At 66.7% G+C, this 18,359-nt stretch carries 19 protein-coding genes; 1 reads left to right on the top strand and 18 read right to left on the bottom strand.

Features of this window, described 5'->3' with window-relative positions; genetic code table 11:
- Positions 1-67: 67 nt before the first annotated feature.
- From BLU17_RS14740 to BLU17_RS14705, 8 genes are all read right to left on the bottom strand, one after another.
- Entirely contained in the window at positions 68-1,084 is a 1,017-nt protein-coding gene (locus BLU17_RS14740) for an Ldh family oxidoreductase (RefSeq protein WP_091997663.1), read from the bottom strand.
- A 6-nt stretch (positions 1,085-1,090) separates the two neighbouring features.
- Positions 1,091-2,005 (bottom strand): dihydrodipicolinate synthase family protein, encoded by a 915-nt coding sequence (locus BLU17_RS14735; RefSeq protein WP_091997661.1) that lies wholly within the window; start codon positions 2,003-2,005, stop codon positions 1,091-1,093.
- A 170-nt stretch (positions 2,006-2,175) separates the two neighbouring features.
- A complete protein-coding gene (locus tag BLU17_RS14730; RefSeq protein WP_245746869.1) occupies positions 2,176-2,958 on the bottom strand; it encodes an AraC family transcriptional regulator in 783 nt (260 codons plus the stop codon).
- 88 nt (positions 2,959-3,046) lie between these two features.
- The gene (locus tag BLU17_RS14725; RefSeq protein WP_091997660.1) at positions 3,047-4,309 is read right to left on the bottom strand and encodes an FAD-dependent oxidoreductase; all 1,263 of its coding nucleotides are present in this window, start codon (positions 4,307-4,309) and stop codon (positions 3,047-3,049) included.
- Positions 4,306-4,578, bottom strand: a complete 273-nt coding sequence (locus BLU17_RS14720; protein ID WP_091997658.1) for a 2Fe-2S iron-sulfur cluster-binding protein — start codon at positions 4,576-4,578, stop codon at positions 4,306-4,308. The genes BLU17_RS14725 and BLU17_RS14720 overlap by 4 nt, the downstream gene beginning before the upstream one ends.
- Complete coding sequence (locus BLU17_RS14715) at positions 4,571-5,731, bottom strand: NAD(P)/FAD-dependent oxidoreductase (RefSeq protein ID WP_091997908.1); 1,161 nt, start codon at positions 5,729-5,731, stop codon at positions 4,571-4,573. Before BLU17_RS14715 ends, BLU17_RS14720 begins: the two co-directional genes overlap by 8 nt.
- Positions 5,728-6,687 carry a 4-hydroxyproline epimerase gene (locus tag BLU17_RS14710; protein ID WP_091997907.1) on the bottom strand — a complete coding sequence of 320 codons (960 nt, stop codon included), beginning with the start codon at positions 6,685-6,687 and terminating at the stop codon, positions 5,728-5,730. Before BLU17_RS14710 ends, BLU17_RS14715 begins: the two co-directional genes overlap by 4 nt.
- 114 nt (positions 6,688-6,801) lie before the next feature.
- Positions 6,802-7,518, bottom strand: a complete 717-nt coding sequence (locus BLU17_RS14705) for a TetR/AcrR family transcriptional regulator (RefSeq protein WP_091997905.1) — start codon at positions 7,516-7,518, stop codon at positions 6,802-6,804.
- A 64-nt stretch (positions 7,519-7,582) separates the two neighbouring features.
- Between BLU17_RS14705 and shc the strand changes: the two genes are divergently transcribed.
- Positions 7,583-9,613, top strand: coding sequence for a squalene--hopene cyclase (gene shc / locus BLU17_RS14700; RefSeq protein ID WP_091997656.1), 2,031 nt, complete (start codon positions 7,583-7,585; stop codon positions 9,611-9,613).
- A gap of 51 nt (positions 9,614-9,664) precedes the next feature.
- Here the strand turns inward: shc and BLU17_RS14695 are convergent, their stop codons facing one another.
- The 10 genes from BLU17_RS14695 to BLU17_RS14650 form a co-directional block, all read right to left on the bottom strand.
- A complete protein-coding gene (locus BLU17_RS14695; RefSeq protein WP_091997653.1) occupies positions 9,665-11,344 on the bottom strand; it encodes a purple acid phosphatase family protein in 1,680 nt (559 codons plus the stop codon).
- A 359-nt stretch (positions 11,345-11,703) separates the two neighbouring features.
- Positions 11,704-11,880: a DUF1328 family protein gene (locus BLU17_RS14690; protein ID WP_091997651.1), complete on the bottom strand. Its 177-nt coding sequence runs from the start codon at positions 11,878-11,880 to the stop codon at positions 11,704-11,706.
- A 127-nt stretch (positions 11,881-12,007) separates the two neighbouring features.
- On the bottom strand, positions 12,008-12,304 hold the full coding sequence (locus BLU17_RS14685) for a YciI family protein (protein ID WP_091997650.1): 297 nt from the start codon (positions 12,302-12,304) through the stop codon (positions 12,008-12,010).
- 12 nt (positions 12,305-12,316) lie between these two features.
- On the bottom strand, positions 12,317-12,601 hold the full coding sequence (catC, locus tag BLU17_RS14680; protein ID WP_091997648.1) for a muconolactone Delta-isomerase: 285 nt from the start codon (positions 12,599-12,601) through the stop codon (positions 12,317-12,319).
- A 43-nt stretch (positions 12,602-12,644) separates the two neighbouring features.
- Positions 12,645-13,976 carry a short-chain fatty acid transporter gene (locus tag BLU17_RS14675; RefSeq protein ID WP_091997646.1) on the bottom strand — a complete coding sequence of 444 codons (1,332 nt, stop codon included), beginning with the start codon at positions 13,974-13,976 and terminating at the stop codon, positions 12,645-12,647.
- Positions 13,977-14,035: 59 nt separating this feature from the next.
- Positions 14,036-15,004, bottom strand: coding sequence for a 3-hydroxyacyl-CoA dehydrogenase (locus tag BLU17_RS14670; protein ID WP_091997644.1), 969 nt, complete (start codon positions 15,002-15,004; stop codon positions 14,036-14,038).
- A 2-nt stretch (positions 15,005-15,006) separates the two neighbouring features.
- Entirely contained in the window at positions 15,007-15,708 is a 702-nt protein-coding gene (locus BLU17_RS14665; protein ID WP_091997641.1) for an SDR family oxidoreductase, read from the bottom strand.
- A gap of 41 nt (positions 15,709-15,749) precedes the next feature.
- A complete protein-coding gene (locus tag BLU17_RS14660; protein ID WP_091997638.1) occupies positions 15,750-16,802 on the bottom strand; it encodes a cyclase family protein in 1,053 nt (350 codons plus the stop codon).
- An 88-nt stretch (positions 16,803-16,890) separates the two neighbouring features.
- A complete protein-coding gene (locus BLU17_RS14655; RefSeq protein WP_091997637.1) occupies positions 16,891-17,634 on the bottom strand; it encodes an IclR family transcriptional regulator in 744 nt (247 codons plus the stop codon).
- 368 nt (positions 17,635-18,002) lie between these two features.
- Positions 18,003-18,359 (bottom strand): transposase (locus BLU17_RS14650; RefSeq protein ID WP_143189256.1); only part of this gene is annotated, 357 nt, incomplete at its 5' end.

The raw sequence follows: 18,359 nt of genomic DNA, 5'->3' as shown, positions 1-18,359 counted from the left end.
GTCATTGTCGCTCATCCCGGCTTAACCGGCGCTTAAGCGATACGTTGGGGGGCGGCGTCGGCGGGAATCAGTCGAGCAGCTTCAGTACATCGTCGTACAGGGCGCGCGGCACTTTCACGCCGTCGCGCTCGCTGCGCTCGCGCGCTTCGAAGCGGCGCTGCGACGGCAGGCGCGCGCCCTGGGCCGTGATGGCGCCGAAGAGCCGCTCCGCGCGTGCCTGAGCGGCCTCGCCGCCGCCGAAGCGGCGCGGGTCGATGGCGATGACGAGCTCGCCGTGGCAGGGGCTGGCGCCCGCGCCCTGGTCGAAAGCCTGCGATTCCATGCTGGTGAGATCGCCGATCAGCACACCCGCCAGCAGTTCGATCATGGCCGAGAGCGCCGAGCCCTTGTGACCGCCGAACGTCTGCATCGCACCCGCCAGCGCGGCGCGGGCGTCGGTGGTCGGCTGGCCCTGGCCGTCGAGCGCCCAATGCGGCGGGATCGGCTTGCCCTCGCGCGCGTGCAGTTCGATGTCGCCGCGCGCAATGGCGCTCGTTGCGAAGTCGAACACGAACGGGAGCGTGCCCTCGCGCGGCCAGGCGAACGCCAGCGGATTCGTGCCGAATACGCCGCGCGTGCCGCCCGCCGGCGCGACCCAGCTATGGCTCGGGTTCATCGCGAGGCCCACGAGGCCTTGCGCCGCGATGGCTTCGGCTTCAGGCCACAACGCCGAAAAATGGAAGCAGCGATTGATGGCCATTGCCGCGATGCCCTGGCCGCGCGCTTTTTGCGCAAGGACGGGCAGCCCCGTTTCGAAGGCGAGCAGCGAGAAGCCGTAGTGCGCGTCGACGGCCAGCACGCCGGGTGCGATATCGCGCAGCGTGGGTTCGGCGCGCGGGTCGACCTTGCCGCTCCTGAGCGAACGTGCGCAGACCAGCAGGCGATAAATGCCGTGCGAATGGCATTCGTCGCGCTGGCCCTGGGTGATGACGCGCGCGATCGCGTCGGCATGGGCTCCGGACGCGCCGTGGCGCAGCAGCACCTTGCGCGAGAGCGCGAAGACTTCGTCGAGCGCGAGGACGACGTGCGCGGGCGCGCCGGTCATGGCGGCTCAGAGACCGACGTTGGGCAGGGAGGGGCGCGCGGCGAGCGCCTTCTCGACGACGGCTTTCACGTGCGCGAGCGCTTCGCCTTCGAGCGCGAGGCGCGGCGGACGCGTGACGGCGCTGCCGCGCCCCACGAGCTCCTCGCACAGCTTGATGCATTGCACGAGGTCCGGACGCGCGTCGAGATGCAGCAGCGGCATGAACCAGCGATAGAGCGCGAGCGCTTCGTCGAAGCGCTTTTGCTTCGCGAGACGGAAGAGCGTTTCGCCTTCCTTGGGAAACACGTTCGACATGCCGGACACCCAGCCTTGAGCGCCGACCGCCACGCTTTCGACCACGACGTCGTCGAGGCCCGCGAACAGCACGAAGCGCTCGCCCACGGCGTTGCGCAAGTCGATGAAGCGCCGCGTGTCTCCCGACGAATCCTTGAAGCAGACGATGTTTTCGCAATCCTGAAGAGCGATCAGGATGTCGGGCGTCACGTCGTTCTTGTAGATTGGCGGATTGTTGTAGACCATCACCGGGATATCGGTGCTCGAAGCGACGGCGCGAAAATGCGCGGCCGTTTCGTGCGGCTTCGAAGAGTACACGAGCGCGGGCATGACCATGACGCCGTCCACGCCCACGCGCGCCGCTTCTCGCACGGTCTGGCGCGCGAATTCGGTGGTGAATTCGGCAATGCCCGCGATCACCGGCACCTTGCCGCCCGCCGCGTCGCGCGCGGCCTCGATCACGGCCATCTTCTCGTTCGTTGCGAGCGACGTGTTCTCGCCGACGGTGCCGCACACCACGAGGCCGGAAACGCCGTCCTTGACGAGATTGCTCACCACCCGGTGCGTGGCGTCGATATCGACCGAGAAGTCCGCCTTGAACTGGGTGCTGACGGCGGGAAACACGCCGCTCCACTGGATAGCGCTCACTGTGACTCACTCCTTGAATGCGTAGCGGCTCGCGCCGGTACCTGTTGAATATGAGTCGAGTATCGCTGTCCAGATTGCCTCGCGCTTGAGGCCTTTCGTGCGTCAAAGAGACGAAATCTGCATAGTCCATCCGTGCGCCAGGGACAACCCTGGTCGCGCCGCGCAGGCGCTCATGCGCCCGGCGTCCGGGCGTTGTCGTGCGCCTGCAGCATCGCGCGATACTGGCTTGGCGTGATGCCTACGGTGGCCTTGAACTGGCGCGTAAATGCGCTGTGATCGTTATAGCCGCATTGCGTTGCGATATCGGTGATGCTCTGGTCGGTGGCGAGCAGCACGGAAGCCGCGTCGAGCCGCGCTTTCAGCAGCATCTGGCGCGGCGTGAGATGAAAGATCTTGTGGAAGTAGCGTTCGATCTGCGCGACCGACATGTCGATGAGCTTCGCGAGGTGCGCAAGCTTGAGCGGCTGTGCATAGTTGTCCTGGATGTACTTCGCGGCGACCGCGAGCCGCTGATAGGCGGGGTGCGTGCCTTCGGCCGCCTGCAGGTCGCGCGAGATGCCCGCCACGCCGAGCACGCGTCCCTGCGCGTCGTGCAGCGGCACTTTCGAGGTGAGGCACCAGCCTGGCTGCCGGCCGGGATACAGATGCAGTTCGAGCTGGTCGACGAGGCTGCTGTCGAGCTGTACGACGGCCTGGTCCTGCGCGGTATAGCTTTGCCCGAAGCGCGAGGGAAAAACCTGCTCGGCGGTCTTGCCGAGCAGCGAACGCTTGGCCTTGAAGCCGCAGCGCGCGGCGAGCGTGGTGTTCGCAATCACATAGCGCGCCTCGTGATCTTTCACGAAGAACACCACGTCCGGCATGGCGTCGAACAGCGGTTCCAGCATGGCGAAATGCGCGACCATCTGCGCAAACGTGGCGTTGTCAACGGCGGCGGGCAGAACCAGTTCGGGCATCGCGGAGCGCAAAGGCGGGATCGGCGGAAACCGCTATTGTGCCGTTTCGCGTGCGCCGGCGCATCCGCGACAAAAAGCGTTCGGCGCTTCAGCTCCCGCCTTGCAGCAAAGTTTCGATGCGTGCCGGCGAGAACGGCGGGCGCTGCCCGTGCTGCGGCCAGCCGAAGCAGAACGCCGCGGCGTCGCCGCAGATCTTGCCCTGGCAGGGGCCCATGCCGCAGCGCGTCTGGAGTTTTGCGTCGCGCCATGACGCGTGACGCGCGACGTCGCCATACGCGACGTCCTCGCAGCGGCAGAACACGGTGTCCGGCTGCGCCAGCGTGCGCAGCGCGGGCGCCAGTTCGAACGCGGCGTGAAGGCGCGCGGCGAAGCGCCGGTAGCGCTCGCGCGCGGCGAACAGTTGCCGCGCGTCGGCGGTTTCGCCGAGCGCGGCGTGCGCCGCAATCCGTCCTTCGACCGCCGCGAGTTCCATGCCGCCCACGCCCGCACATTCGCCAGCCGCGAGCACGCCATCGACCGAGGTTCGCTGCCATTCGTCCACGGCGATGGCGGAGGAATCCGCCTGTGCCGTCAGCCGGCAACCGAGCGCCGCGCCGAGGCCCGTATTCGGCACGAGACCATAGGCACAGGCGAGCCGGTCGCAATCGACGAGCCTCTCGTCCTCGCCATCCCGGACACGCGCCTGCGTCACGCGCGACGTGCCGATTGCCTCGACTACATATGCATTGCACCAATAAGGCGTCGCACGGAGATCGAAGCGCATGCGCAGCGCCTGCGCAAGCTTCGCGGGTGTGCGCGCGAGGCCCGCAGCGAAGCGGCGCACCGCTTGCGACGGCGCCTGCTCGACGAGCGCGGCGACCGTCGCGCCATGCTGGCGCGCGGTCGCGGCAGCCGCCCAGAGCAGCGGTCCGCTGCCCGCGATGACGATGCGCTCGCCGCGCACGGGCACACCGCCCTTGATGAGCGCCTGCAAGCCGCCCGCGCCGGTGACGCCCGGCAACGTCCAGCCAGGATAGGGCAGGAAGCGCTCGCGGGCGCCCGAAGCGATGATGAGCCTGTCGTAGCCGAGCGTGAGGGCGCGGCTCGCGTCTTCCGCGAGCAGTCGCCGCCCCGGCAACGCCTGCACGATGCGGGTACCGTTCAGCAGCGTTACGTAGGGGCGTTTCGCGAGCGCATCGAGCAAGGCGCGCGCGGGGCCCGCGGCGCGATGACGGGGGCCCTGGCGCCAGATCTGGCCGCCGGGCAGCGCGTTGTCGTCGACTACGCCTACGTTGGCACCGGCTTGCGCGCCCGTGCATGCCGCATTCAACCCGGCCGGTCCCGCGCCGATGATCAGGATATCGAAGTTCATGGCGCCGCATTTCCTGTCACGACACGCATACCGGGGGCGCAGATCGTTTGGCAGGCGAGCCGGTGCGGCACGCCGTCGACGACGACGCGGCATTCCTGGCAGATGCCCATGCCGCAGAGAGGCCCGCGCGGCGCGCCGTCCACGGAGCGCCGCGTGACGAGCGCTGCGTGTCGCTCGCGCGCGGCGACGGCGATGGCCGCCGCGACCGAGCTGCCCGGCGCGATGCTCACGTCGCGCCCATCGATCGTCAACGTGAGGGCTTCAGGCATGGACGGCCCCCTCCACGGCGAAGCGGGCAGGAAGATAGGGCGTCGCGTCGATAGCGGCGGCATGGCCGAGCATTTGCGCGGCAATCAGCTTCGCGGTGCCGAGCGCCGTGGTCACGCCCAGACCTTCGTGCCCGGTGGCGAGCCACGTGGACGGATGGCTCTCGTTGTCGGCGAACGGACCGGCGGGCCCGATCAGCGGCATGCCGTCGCTCGATGCCGGGCGAAAGCCCGTCCACGCGCGAATCGCGTTGAGCGCGGGCAATTGCGGCAGATACGCGGCGGCGCGCTTGAGCATGCGCGCGAGAATCGCCGGCTCGATGGCGGGGTCCGTGCTGCCGAACTGGCGCGACGAGCCGATCAGCAATTGTCCGGTCGGCCGCGGCTGCACGTTGAAGGCGACCGAAGTGCCGCTCGCATTGTGCGCGCTCTTGATATAGCCGAGTTCCAGGATCTGATGGCGGATCGTGCCGGGGTAGCGGTCGGTGATGAGCAAATGCCCCTTTTTGGGCTGCATCGGCAGGCGCGGCACGAGGTCGGTCGCCTGCAGGCCGTTCGCGACGAGCACCGCGCCCGCCGCGATCACCTCGCCGTTGGCGAGGTGCACGCCCGCGCGATCGATGCGCGCGACCTGCGTGCGCATGCGGCAGTCGATGCGCACGCCACCTGGTTGCGCGAGCAACCATGCGGCAACGGCGGGCGCGTAAACCACGGCGTCGTCGTCGACCCTCATGCCGCCCACGAGACCTTCGCGCAAACCGGGTTCGGCTACGCGTAGCGCGCGCGCGTCGAGCATCGAACAGGCCACGCCCTGGCGTTGCAGCGCCTCATGGCGCGTTTGCGCGAGCGCGTATTCCTCGTCGTCGGCGGCGACCCAGAGCGTGCCGCAGCGCGCGAACGCGTGGCGCGCATCGAGGCGCGGCGCGAGTTCGTGCCACAGTGCGCGCGACCACGCGCTCAGCGCGAATTCGGCGGCTGTGTCGTCCATCACGACGAGATGGCCCATGCCCGCGGCCGTTACGCCGCCACCGGCCCCCGCGCGCTCGATGACGAGGACGTGAAGGCCCTGCGCGGCAAGCTCGTGAGCGCAGGCCGCGCCGACGATACCCGCGCCGATCACGACCACGTCGGGACGATCGCTCGAACCTCGAATCACGTGCGAATGCCCCACGCGAACGGGTCGTCGTCGGCAAAAATCAGTTTGGACTCCGCGCTAATATGTGCGCTGCCGCGTATGCTCGGGCGCACGTGACCGGCGGGAAGTTCCGGCGCGGCTTCATAGCTCGCCTCGAACACGCTCCCGATGATGCTTTCCTGCCGCCACAGCGCGCCGGGCGCGAGCAGGCCGTCTGCGGCGAGACATGCGACCTTCGCGCTCGTGCCGGTGCCGCAGGGCGAGCGGTCGTAGGCCTTGCCCGGGCACAGCACGAAGTTGCGGCTGTCCACGTCCGCGCGATCCGGGTGCGCGAACAGTTCGATATGGTCGATCAGCGCGCCGTCCGCGCCCGTAATGCCGTTTGCTTCGAGCGCCTTGCGCATTGCCCACGTGACTTCGGTGAGCGCTTCGACGTTATCGGCTTCGAGCTCCAGGTTGTGATCGGCGACGAGAAAGAACCAGTTGCCGCCCCAGGCGACGTCGCCATGCACGCGGCCGGAACCCGGCACGTCGAGGGGCACCGCGTGCCGATAGCGATACGCGGGCACGTTGCGTACGGTGACCGTGCCGTCGCCATGCAGCTCGGCTTCGACGTTGCCGACGGGCGTTTCGACGCGATGCACGCCCGGCGCGATGCGGCCGAGATGCGCGAGCGAGGCGACGAGACCGATGGTCCCGTGCCCGCACATGCCGAGAAAGCCGACGTTGTTGAAAAAGATCACGCCGGCGGAGCAGGACGGATCGTGTGGCTCGCAAAGGAGCGCGCCGACCATCACGTCCGAGCCGCGCGGCTCGTTGACGATGCCCGAGCGCAAGAGGTCGAAATCGCGGCGAAAAATGGCGACACGTTCGGCGAGCGGGCCATGGCCGAGTTCGGGGCCGCCCGCGATCACGAGGCGGGTGGGCTCGCCGCCTGTGTGCGAATCGATAACGGTGAGGGTTTTCATGCCGGTAATCGTAGGACGCGCCATTTTGGCCGTCTTGTTCGATCGACCCGCAGGCGGCGACGATTTCGGCATAGTGCGCGGCGCGTGATGGCACCGCGCCCAGGGTGTACCCTGGCGCGAGGTCTATTTGCCCCCGACGAGCGCCAGTTGCTCCAGTTGGCGCACGACTTCGTCGCGCAGACGCGGCGGCATGTTCTGGTAGCCAAGCAGTTCGGAGATCCACAGGCCGTCTGCCGCGAGGCGGCAGATCATGAGGCGCGCGGCGGCTTCGAGGGGCAGCGGGTCGGGGCGCGTCCATTTGCGCATGGGCGCGGCGTAACGCTCGCGGATCGCGGGGTCGGTCATCATCGCGGCCACGAGCACGCGCAGCACGTCGGTGCTGGCGGCCGGGCTCGTTTCGTCGATCGTGGTGTGCAGATACGCGCGCGCGGCGGCGCTATGTTGCGGGGCGCCTTTCGCGACGCCCGCCTCGATGCGCGTGTGCATGTGCTGCTCGAAGCGCTCCATCGTCTGCTCGAAGAGCGCATCGAGCAGGCCCTGCTTGTTGGCGAAGTGATATTGCAGCGCGCCCTTGGTCACGCCCGCGCGCTCGGCCACTGCGTCGAGCGTCACGGCGGGCACGCCATGGTCGGTGGCGATATCGGAGGCGGCCTGCAGCAACTGGGCGCGCACCTGGGCCGGGGCTTTCTTGCGGCGCGCTCCCGCGGCCGGCGCACCGTCGGGCGGGGCAGCGCCTTTGCGCGGGGAGGGGGCCTTCGACGGCGAGGTGAGCGCCGTGTCAGCCGCTTTCGCGCCGCGCCTTGTCGCGCGCGCCGGCGCCTTGACGGAGGAGTCTTTCATGCCGCCGATCATACCATTGCGGGCCTCTCGGCTAAACATTCCGTACGGATGGTATGATTCGCCGATGAAAAATTCCCGCCCGCCTTTTTCCGCTTCCGCTGCCGGCATGGCGTCTCTCGACGCCTCCATCATTCGCGGCCGCGAAGCGCTCGCGCAACAGCAGGACGCCGATGGAAGCTGGTGCTTCGAGCTCGAATCGGACGCCACGATCACCGCCGAATACATCCTCATGATGCACTTCATGGGCAAGATCGACACGGTGCGCCAGGAGAAGATGGCGCGCTATCTGCGCGCCATTCAGCGCTCGCAGACGCATGGCGCATGGGATCTGTACGTGGACGGCGCGCCCGATGTTTCGTGCAGCGTGAAGGCGTATTTCGCCTTGAAGGCGGCGGGCGACCCGGCCGACGCGCCGCACATGGTGATGGCACGCGAGGCCATTCTGAAGCTCGGCGGCGCGGCGAAGTCGAACGTGTTCACGCGCATTCTGCTCGCTACCTTCGGCCAGGTGCCGTGGCGCGCCACGCCGTTCATGCCGGTCGAGTTCGTGCTGTTCCCAAGGTGGGCGCCGATCTCGATGTATAAGGTCGCCTATTGGGCGCGCACGACCATGGTGCCGCTGCTCGCGCTCTGTTCGCTCAAGGCGCGCGCGGCCAATCCGCATGGCGTGTCGATTGCCGAGTTGTTCGTCACGCCGCCCGAAGAGGAGCGCGAATATTTTCCGCGCGGCAAGGGCATTCGCCGGCTTTTTCTCGCCATGGACCGCGCGGTGCGGCATATCGAGCCGCTGATGCCGCGCGCGCTGCGCCAGCGTGCCATGAAGCATGCCGAAGCCTGGTGCGCCGAGCGCATGAACGGCGAGGACGGCATGGGCGGCATCTTTCCTCCCATCGTCTACAGCTACCAGATGATGCAGGTGCTTGGGTATCCTGAGGATCATCCACTGCGCCGCGACTGCGAGAATGCGCTGGAAAAGCTGCTCGTCGAGCGGCCGGACGGCAGCGTTTATTGCCAGCCATGTCTCTCGCCCGTGTGGGACACCGCATGGAGCACGATGGCGCTGGAGCAGGCATGCGCGGTCGTGCCAGCCGATCCGGTCGCCGTTTCGGACCGGGAGTTGAAGCAGCGCATCGCTCGCGCGTATGACTGGCTCGCGCAGCGCCAGGTGGAAGACGTGCGCGGCGACTGGATCGAGAACGCGCGGCCCGACACGCCGCCGGGCGGATGGGCCTTCCAGTATGAGAACCCGTACTACCCCGATATCGACGACACGGCCGTGGTCGCGGCCATGCTGCATCGGCGCGGCCGCGCCCAGGCGAGCGAAACCGGCGTCGATCCTTACGCGCAGCGCGTGACGCGCGCGCTCGACTGGATGCGCGGCCTGCAATCGCGCAACGGCGGTTTCGGGGCTTTCGATGCGGACTGCGATCGCCTCTATTTGAACGCGATTCCCTTTGCCGATCACGGCGCGCTGCTCGACCCGCCAACCGAGGACGTATCGGGCCGCGTGCTGCTGTGTTTCGGCGTGACGGGCCGCGCAGAGGACAAGGCGGCGCTCGCGCGCGCCATCGCGTACGTGAAGGCGGCGCAGCAGCCTGACGGCAGCTGGTGGGGTCGTTGGGGCACCAACTACATTTACGGGACGTGGAGTGTGCTGGCGGGTCTCGCGCTCGCGGGCGAGGACCCCAGGCAAGAGTACATTGCACGCGCGCTCGCGTGGTTGCGCGCGCGCCAGCATGCCGACGGCGGGTGGGGCGAGACCAACGACAGCTATGTCGATCCGCGCCTTCGGGGCACCAACGGCGGCGAGAGCGCATCGAACTTCACTGCCTGGGCGCTGCTCGCGCAAATGGCTTTCGGTGATTGGGAATCCGAATCGGTGCGCCGCGGCGTGGCGTATCTGCTATCCGTGCAGCAGGACGATGGGTTCTGGTGGCATCGCTCGCACAACGCGCCGGGGTTCCCGCGCATCTACTATCTCAAGTACCACGGATATACCGCGTATTTTCCGCTGTGGGCGTTGTCGCGTTACCGGCGGCTTGCGGCCGGTGCGATTGCGATGAAGGAACGGGAAGAAGCGACCGTCACGGATTGATCGCAGCGCGGGGCGCTTGCGCCCCGCGCCATCATGTGGCCCGAATGCGCCTTAACGCGGCTTCGACAGCGTAATCGTTTCGAACAACTCATAATTCCCGGTGGGCGTCTGATCGGCGCCGGGCGCGTGATAGTAGTTCATCGTGATCGTGGTTTTGCCGCCGTGCGTGCCCGGGTCCACGTCGAACACCGCGATGCCATAGCCCGTACCCGTATCGCGCTGCGCCGACCATATCGCGTCTTCCAGCGCGTCGGCCGTGGGGCGAACGAAGGTACCCGCGGCCGTGCCCGCCACCGGGCGATTGGGTTTCGTGAACACCTGGGCCTGCGGATTGCCGTTGCCGATGTCCACGCCATACACGTCGAGCGGCGCGCTTGTGCCGCCGCCGCCGAGGATCAGGTGGATCGTGCCGTGGGTCGTGTCGAACGTGCCGCCCGAGCCCTGGGCATGCGGTACCGGGCGAGGCTGGAGCGTATCGACACGCGCGCCGGTTTTCGCGTCGATGCCCGCGTGATGATTGCAGCCGCGCACCGGGTAGCTGCGCTCATAGTCGTGATCGTGCCCGCACACCACGAGGTCTACGCCGTAGCGGTCGAAGAGCGGCAGCCACGCTTCGCGAATGCCCTTGTCCGAACCGTTCCCCGTCTTCGACGAACTGAGGGCGTCCTGGTGCATCTGCACCACGATCCAGTCGATATCGTCGTCATGCTTCGCCTGCTGCAGCGTGCTTTCGAGCCAGCGTGTCTGCTCGCCGCTGCTGTAGCCGCGCACATAGAACGACGAGCCCGGCTGGATGGGCGCGTGACCCGTGCTCGCGGCCGGCACGAGCGGCGCGGGGCCGGCCACGAAGGCGGCGGCGTCCTGATAGACGACGTCGTCGGCATCGAGCGAGACGAACAGCACGTTGCTCACGCGGAAGCTGTACCAGCGGCCCGGGAAGCGCGTGCCGTTGTCGGGCAGCGTGTAGCGCGTCAGGTACGAATCGAGGCCCTGTGGCCCGTTGTAGAACTCGATCTCGTGATTGCCGGGGCAGGGCATCCACGGCCGGTTTGCCGACGACGTTTGATTGTTGTTCGCGAAGTCGCGCCACACGTCGGTCTGATGTGCGGGATTGAGGTTCGCGTAGCACAGGTCCCCATTCAACAGATGAAAGAGCGGCTGGAAGCGCTCCACGGCTTCCACGGCGAAACGGCTCTGCGGCGACGAAAGCACCCAGCTCGTGTTCGGCGTGGCGAGGTCGCCGTAGCTCGTGAAGCGGAACGGCGCGCGCCCGCGCGGCGCGGTCGTGAAACTCGAGCTGAAGGGGGCGCCGGCGCGGCTGTCGTTGTCGGCGGTGACTTCGTAGCGGTACGTCGTGGCCGGGTCGAGGCCGCGCAGGCGCGCGTGATAGGTAAACACAACGACGCCCGTGAGCCCGTCGTTGTACGTGCGCTGAACGGCATGGACCGTTTCCCGCTTGCCGCGATCGGCGCTGTAGATCACGCGCGGATTCGAGGAAGATGCAAGCGAGGCCCACGAAACGACGACTTCGCGCGTCGGATCCTCGCCCCATGTAAGGTGGATCTGCTCGGGCGTGCCGTCGGGCGTTGCGGCGTCGGCTCTCGCATTGCCCGCGAAGGCGCCGGCCGCGCTCGCGAAGCCAGAGGCGCCGGCGAGCTTGAGAAAGCCGCGGCGCGAGACGCCGGCGCCGCTTTCGGAGGGTGCATTCTCGGGGATGTCTTTTTTCGTCATGTCGTCGCGCCTCGCGAGCAGAGGGGCGATGTCTGCGCTGGCGGCCGTGCATGACTGATGCGCGCGGGCGCAAGCATCGCAGGGTGAGTGTCTGCGCAACGATGGCGCGCCTGCATGACCTCGCGATGACATCGCCCTCTTTTCGTGTGTGCAACGGGCCGCGATTCTGGCGCGACCCGTCAGGCATGAGCGGGAAAGTTCATGCGCGCGGCTGACCGATCCATCCGTCGGGATACAGACGCCTGCGAGGCTAAGCGCGTGCGAGTCGGTCATTTCGACGTTATTGAACGTCGGGTAGCCCGCGTCGAATGCGTTGAGCGAGCCCTCCTGGACGATCTGTTCAGGCGAGTCGACATCGTTCAATCGACGACTTTCTTCGCGACCACTACGCCGATCACGAGGAATACCACGCACAGCACGACGAAAATGAAGAACAGGATCTTCGCGATGGTTGCCGCGCCGGCTGCAATGCCGGTGAAACCGAACAAAGCCGCGATCACGGCGACGATTGCAAAGAACAGGGCCAGCTTGAGCATGATCGATTCCTCCTCGCGTGGAGGCGCGGCTTCGTGGACCGCGCCGCTTGATGGACTGGCGACGCAGGTGCCCAGCAATCGACGTGCCCGGGAAACGGCCCCGCAGGGGAAGGCGCTCGCCTTGCGCTTACAGGTAGCAGGTTCCGCCGACGTAAGCCTTGCGCCAGCGAACGATCTTCACGCTCTCGAACAGCCCGGCGTGAGCGAACGGGTCCTGCGCGATGAAGCGCTCGGCTTCTTCGCGCGTTTCGACGTCGACGATGTAGATGCCGCCGCCCGCACTGCCGCCGTCGTCGTCGAGCTTGGCGCCGCAGGCGAGCAGTAGCACCTTGTTGCGCGCGAGAAATTCCAGATGCGTGTCACGTTCGCGCGAGCGTGTCCCGGGGTGGCCGGGTTTGTCGAACGTTTCGATGAGAAAAGGCATGGCGCGCTCCCCCTAGTTGGGCTCGATGGCCGAAGGATGCTGGGCGAGTGGCGTCACGCTGATCTTCATGAACGGAAAGAGCGGCAGTGCGCAGAGCAGCGCGTGAAGCTCATCGTTCGATTCGACGTCGAACACACTGTAGTTCGCATATTCTCCGGCCACGCGCCACAGGTGGCGCCATTTGCCTTCTCGTTGCAGCTTCTGCGAAAACGCTTTTTCTTCCGCTTTCAGGGCGTCGGCGAAGGCGGCGTCGGTGCCGTGCGGAATGTGTACCTGCATGTGCACGAGATACAGCATGAATGGTCTCCGGTGAGCGTGTGGGTGCGGTGAGGGGCGCGCATCAGCCCCAGAGGAGAATGGCGACCGAATACACGATGCCGATCCAGAACATCATGATGACCGTGTAGCCCATGATGTCCTTGAGCTTGAGTTTCGAGAGCGCGAGCGCGGGCAGGATCCAGAACGGCTGCACGAGATCGTTCCAGGCGTTGCCGAGCATCACGGCCGTCGACGTATGGCCCACCGAAGCGCCGATCGTCTTCGCCGCCTCGATCATGAACGGGCCTTGAATGACCCAGTGTCCGCCGCCCGAAGGCGCGAAGAAGTTGATGACGAACGAACTGATCAAGCCCCAGAACGGCAGCGTGCCGGGCGTCGCGACCTTCACGAATGCTTCGGATAACGTATTGACGAGTCCGGAAGATGCCATGATCGCCATGATGCCGGCATAGAAGGGGTATTGCAGGATGATGCCGCTGATCGTGCGAATGCCTTCATTGAGTTTCTCGACATAGCGAATCGGCGTGCCGAGCAGCAGGATGCCGAGAAACAGAATGAAGAAGTTGATGAGGTTCAGGTCGATCGAGCCGCCTTGCACGAAGTGCAGCGCGACATAGCCCATGCCGATCAGGCCGATCACGTAGCTCAGAATGCGGCTGTTGTTCAGGCGGTTGGCGAGCGTGTCGCCTTCGTCGAGATCGACGCCGGGCGCCGAGGCCTTTTGCTGCCGTTCTTCGAGTGAGCGGTCGATTTCCTTGATCGGCTGGCCCGCCTTCGGGTGCAGCCACGCGTTCAGTAGCGGCAGCGTGACGATGGTCACGAGGCTCGTGAGGAGCATGGTGGGCGAGAAGATCGTTTCGGAAAGCGGAATAACGCCCATTTGCGCTTCAAGCGGATGCCCCTTCGTTGAGATCAGCACGGGAATGCTGGCCGAAAGCCCGAGGCCGTAGAGCGTGAAGCCGCTATACGCCGAAGCGATGATGAGCGGGTAGTGCACGCCTTTCACCCGCAGCGCGAGCTTGCGAGCGACGATGCCGCCCACCACGAGTCCGAAGCCCCAGTTCAGATAGCTGCCGATGCCGCCGACGAGCGTCGCGACGATCACGGCCGTGCGAGGATCGTTCACGCGCGCGGCCACACGGTCGAGAAAGCGGTCGGTGAGCGGCGCAGTGGCCAGTACGTAGCCCATTGCGAGAATCACCGCCATTTGCGTGGTGAACGCGAGCAGCGCCCAGAAGCCCTTGCCCCAGCTCGTGGTCAGGGCCGCGACGGCCTGGCCTTGCACGCTCACGGCGAGGACCATCGTAAGCAGGGTGAGGCCGATCGCGAAGACGAACGGGTCTGGCAAATACCGGCGCATCAGCTCGGTAAAGAAAGCGGTGACTTTCTGCATGGAAGTGTCTCTGTCTGAATCGTAGTAATTGTCGGGTCTCGCTGCGCGCGCTGTGGCGCTTACGAGTCGTCGCGGGTTGGGGTCTTGCGATGGCGCGCGAGGCGCATGAGCTGACGGTCGCGCCAGCCCACGCGTTCGTCCCATTGATCGAGCGGCAGCGCCGCGCGCCGGGCCGCTTCGACCTGTTCGACGAGCTCGGGTGTCCACGGATCATGCTGGCCGCGTTCGGCACCCATGCGTTCATACGAAGGGCCCATCTTCTGCGCATGCGAGGCAATGCCGCCGCGGGTGTTCAGGTCGACGGTCTCGAACGGACCGATCACCGACCAGCGCGGGCCGAGGCCTTCGCGCATCACGGTGTCGATGTCTTCCACCGATGCGACGCCATCGCGCACGAGGCAATACGCTTCGCGCAGCACGGCTCCTTGCAGGCGGTTGAAGATGAAGCCTTCCACTTCGTGCTGTACGTGCACGGGCTTCATGCCCGCTTCGCGGTACAGTGCGATCGCGCGCGCCGCCGCCGTTTCGGAGGTGAAAGGCGCGGGCACGATTTCGATCACGGGCACGAGATAGGGCGGATTGCCCGGGTGCGCCACGAGGCAGCGTGTGCGGCCGGGCAGCGTATCGTCCACGAATTTCGAGGCCGCGAGAAACGACGATGCACTTGCGAGTATGGCGTCGGCCGGCGCGGCACGGTCGAGCTGCGCGAAGATCTCGTGCTTGAGCTCGGCGCGCTCGGGCGCGCATTCCTGCACGAGATCGGCTTCGGCCGCGGCGGCTTCGAGCGTATCGACGACCTCCACGCGCGCGGTGATTGCGCCGCTGCTCTCCTCAAGCAACTGGAAGCATGCGAGATCGTCGAGGCGCAACGCGACTTCTTCGGGCGCGGCGGCGCGGCGAGCCGCGTCGGGATCGTAGAGGCGCACGCGCCAGCCCGCGCGTGCGAAGCAGATCGCGAACGCCACGCCGATGCTGCCCGCACCGATAATGCCGGCGCGGCGCGGCACGCGCGTTTCGAGGGGCGCCATCGTCAAACTCCCGCCACGCCGACGGTCATGCCGCCGCACACATAGAGCACCTGGCCAGTCACGAAACCGCTGCGCGCGTCGAGCAGATACGAGGCGGCGTGCGCAACGTCTTCGGGTGTGCCTATGCGCTTCACGGGCACGGCGTTGATGATCGCCTCGGTGCGCGGCGCGCCGGGCGGATTGGCGCGGTCGAAAAGTTCGGTGCGGACCGGACCCGGGCCGATGGCGTTCGCGGTCACCCCGAACGCGCCCAGTTCGAGCGCCCACACGCGCGTCATGCCGATCAGCGCGGCCTTGGTGGCCGAATAAGCCGTGCGCAATTCCTTGCCCAGCGCGGCGCGCGACGACATGTTGACGATGCGCCCGAAGCCCGCAGCCTTCATGCCGGGCAAAAGCGCCTGCATGCACTGCTGCGCGCAGCGCACGTTGAGCGCCCACGCGCGTTCGAGTTCTTCGAGCGTCTGGTGTTCGGCGTCGTTGGGCACCACCACGCCAACGTTGTTGACGAGGCGCGTGATCGGGCCGCCTTCGAGCGCGCGGGCGAGCGCGGCGGCTGTCGCTTCGGTGTCGGAGAGGTCGGCGATGATGCCGTCGCCCACGCGGTCGATCACGACCGCCTCGTAGCCGTCGGTCTCGCAGCGCGCGGCGCACGCGGCGCCGATGCCGGCGGCGCCGCCGGTAATCAGGACTCTTTCTTTAGCCATGTCTGATGTGCGAATAAAACAGAGGAATACGAAGCAGCGGGTTACACAGTGGCGACCGGCGTGACGGGCGAGCCCATCGCGCCCGGCAACCGCAGCGGCGGCGCGGTGAGCATGAAGTGCGAACGCTCGTGCTCGCGCAGCCACGCCGCCAGGTCGCGCAGATACCAGAGTTCGCCCAGCGGCAGGCCGAGCTTGAAGAGACAGTGATGATGCAGCGGCAACAGCGGATGATCGCCGGGCGCGGCGGGCGGGCGCGCGGGAAAGCGCTCTACGGCATAGTTGTCGGCGGCGAGCGCGGCGATGCCGGAACCGGTGATCCATTGCAGCAGGCGCTCGTCGCGACCGTCCAGCGCGCTGCAATGGTTCGACAAAACGGCTTCGTCGGGCTGACGGTTCATTTCGAGCACCATCTCCGCGAAGCCGGTGCGCAGCACGAGCATATCGCCGCGTTCGACTTCCACGCCATCGGCCTCGATCACGCGCATGAGGTCGTCGTATCCGACCGTGCGGCATTCGCGCCCGAAATGCGCGGTGAAGTCGATCAGCACGCCGCGGCCCTGCATGCCTTTCACGGCAAGGTGCTCGATGCCGAGCACGTCGGCATGGCTGTGTTCGCCGCCGCAGGCGTGGGGCGCGAAGTTTTCGTCGACGCGGTATTCCATCGGCCCGACGATGTCCACGTTCGCGCGATAGCCGTTGTAGTAGACGCTCTCGGCCACGCCGTCGCCGTCGGCGTCGAAGCGCGCGCCGACGTGTGCGAGCGAATCCCACTGCGTCGAGTATTGCAGCGAGAGCAGCACCTGATCGTCGCTGACGACATCGGTGGCGCCGGCTTCGTTGCGCGCGAAAGGAAAATTCACATAGGGCAGCCCGTCGCGGAACGTGGGGCGCAACACGGGCGGATGGCGGCGCACGTTGAGCTTGCTTTCGCCGGGAAAGTCGAGCGGCAACGAGAGCGTGAACGTGAGGCCCGCGCGAATTTCGCGCGCGCCCTTGAGCACCTGTTCCGGGCCGATGAGATTGGGGCGCCCCAATTGATCGTCGGGACCGAAGTCGCCCCAGTTCGAGCCTTCCGGCCGTTTTTTCCAGCGCATGCTGTCTGTCTCCCTTCATGAGTCCGCGCCGGACCGATGGATCGGCCAGCGCCGCCGCGTCGTTTCGTGCGTCGCGTGTTCCAGTGCCTCAGGCGGCGAGCAGCGACGGCGGGATTTGCGCGTACACCTCGAGTAGCGCCTTCACGGCGTTCTGCTCGTTCTTGAGAAGACGCGCCTTCGGCGCGCCGATGACGAGCGCAAATGCCTCGCCATGAATCAGGAAGCCGCGCGCGAGGCCGGCCACGTCCTCCACGCTTTCGCCCGTCGAGCGATGCCAGCCGTCTGTCACGCCCTGGTCGACGTCCCGCTCGAACGTGGCGCGATCGATCACCGCGCCGCTGGCCGAATGCAACTGCGGCTCGCAACTGTCGAGCAGCTTGCGCCGCCCCGCCGGCGCGAGCGCGCCGAGCAGCGCCTTGCCGGCCGCGCTCGCGATGGTCATGAAGCCGCCCGGCTCATCGCTATAGCGGATTTTCTGGCGCGACTCCATCACGTCGAGATAGACCACGCGGTTGCCCGCGAGCGTGGCGAGCGCGGCCGTTTCGCCGGTGGCGTCGCGCAGCGCGGAAAGCAGCGGCTGGAACATCAGCGTGAGCGGGTCTTCGCTGCAAATGTCGCGCGCGACATGCAACAGGCGCTGCGTAGGGTAATAGCCGGCCTTCACGCCCGGCGCATACAGATAGCCTTTGGCCACCATCGTCTGCAACAGCGCGTGGCAGCTCGAAAGGGGGATCTCGGTTCGACGCGCAATTTCGCTGTAGATCATCGGCTGCCGGACTTCGGCGAAGAGATTGATCACGTCGAAGACGCGCACTGCAGTTTTCACATCCATGAGAGTATTATCGGCATACCGATAACTCTCTGACAATATGGTTACGGGTAAACACCTAAATCGCGGCGGCCATGGCCGGGTCGGCGTACGGTAGCGGCCATGCTGCGGAGCCTGCATGGCGGAGGGAATACGCGGCCCCGGCCATGGGTCGCGCAGGCGCGCGGGCGCATCCGCGCGGCGCCGGTCGCGACGATGGGGGGCGGTGGATCGGGGGGCGATGGACGGCGGACGTGCGGCCGCTCGGCGACGTGATCGAGGCGTGCGTGAAGCGCGCCGGGAAGCTATGGGCGTCGGCGCACGAGGCGCGGTGTTCGGTGCGCGACGCGGATGAGCATGAAAGCGAATTGCCGGAAAAAGGCTTAGAGCGGCTAACACAAGTCATCAACGAAGCGCGAACAGATAACGGCAGCAGCCAGGGAGAGCAACGCGACATGAATGTCGAGACGACGCTCGAAACGAATGCGCAGTTTGCCGAAACCGGCAAACCAGGCATGCGTGCGCTCGACTACCCAGCGATACCGGCCGAGCCGCTCCTTACTTTCCACGCCACGGCGGGCGATGCGGGCCGTGATGCCGCGCTGCCTCAGGTAACGACGGCAGCGTGCAAAGTCATAGCCTTTGTCCGCATGTAGCTTGCCCGGACGTTTGCGAGGCTGTCCGTTCAGGCCCGGTATCGCAGGAATGGCATCCAGCGTGCGCTCGAATGCCATCGAATCGTGCCGGTT

Source organism: Paraburkholderia lycopersici (genome assembly GCF_900096975.1).
GTDB lineage: Bacteria > Pseudomonadota > Gammaproteobacteria > Burkholderiales > Burkholderiaceae > Paraburkholderia > Paraburkholderia lycopersici.
The sequence above is the reverse complement of the archived record's forward strand: the minus strand, read 5'-3'. Positions and strand labels throughout refer to the sequence as shown.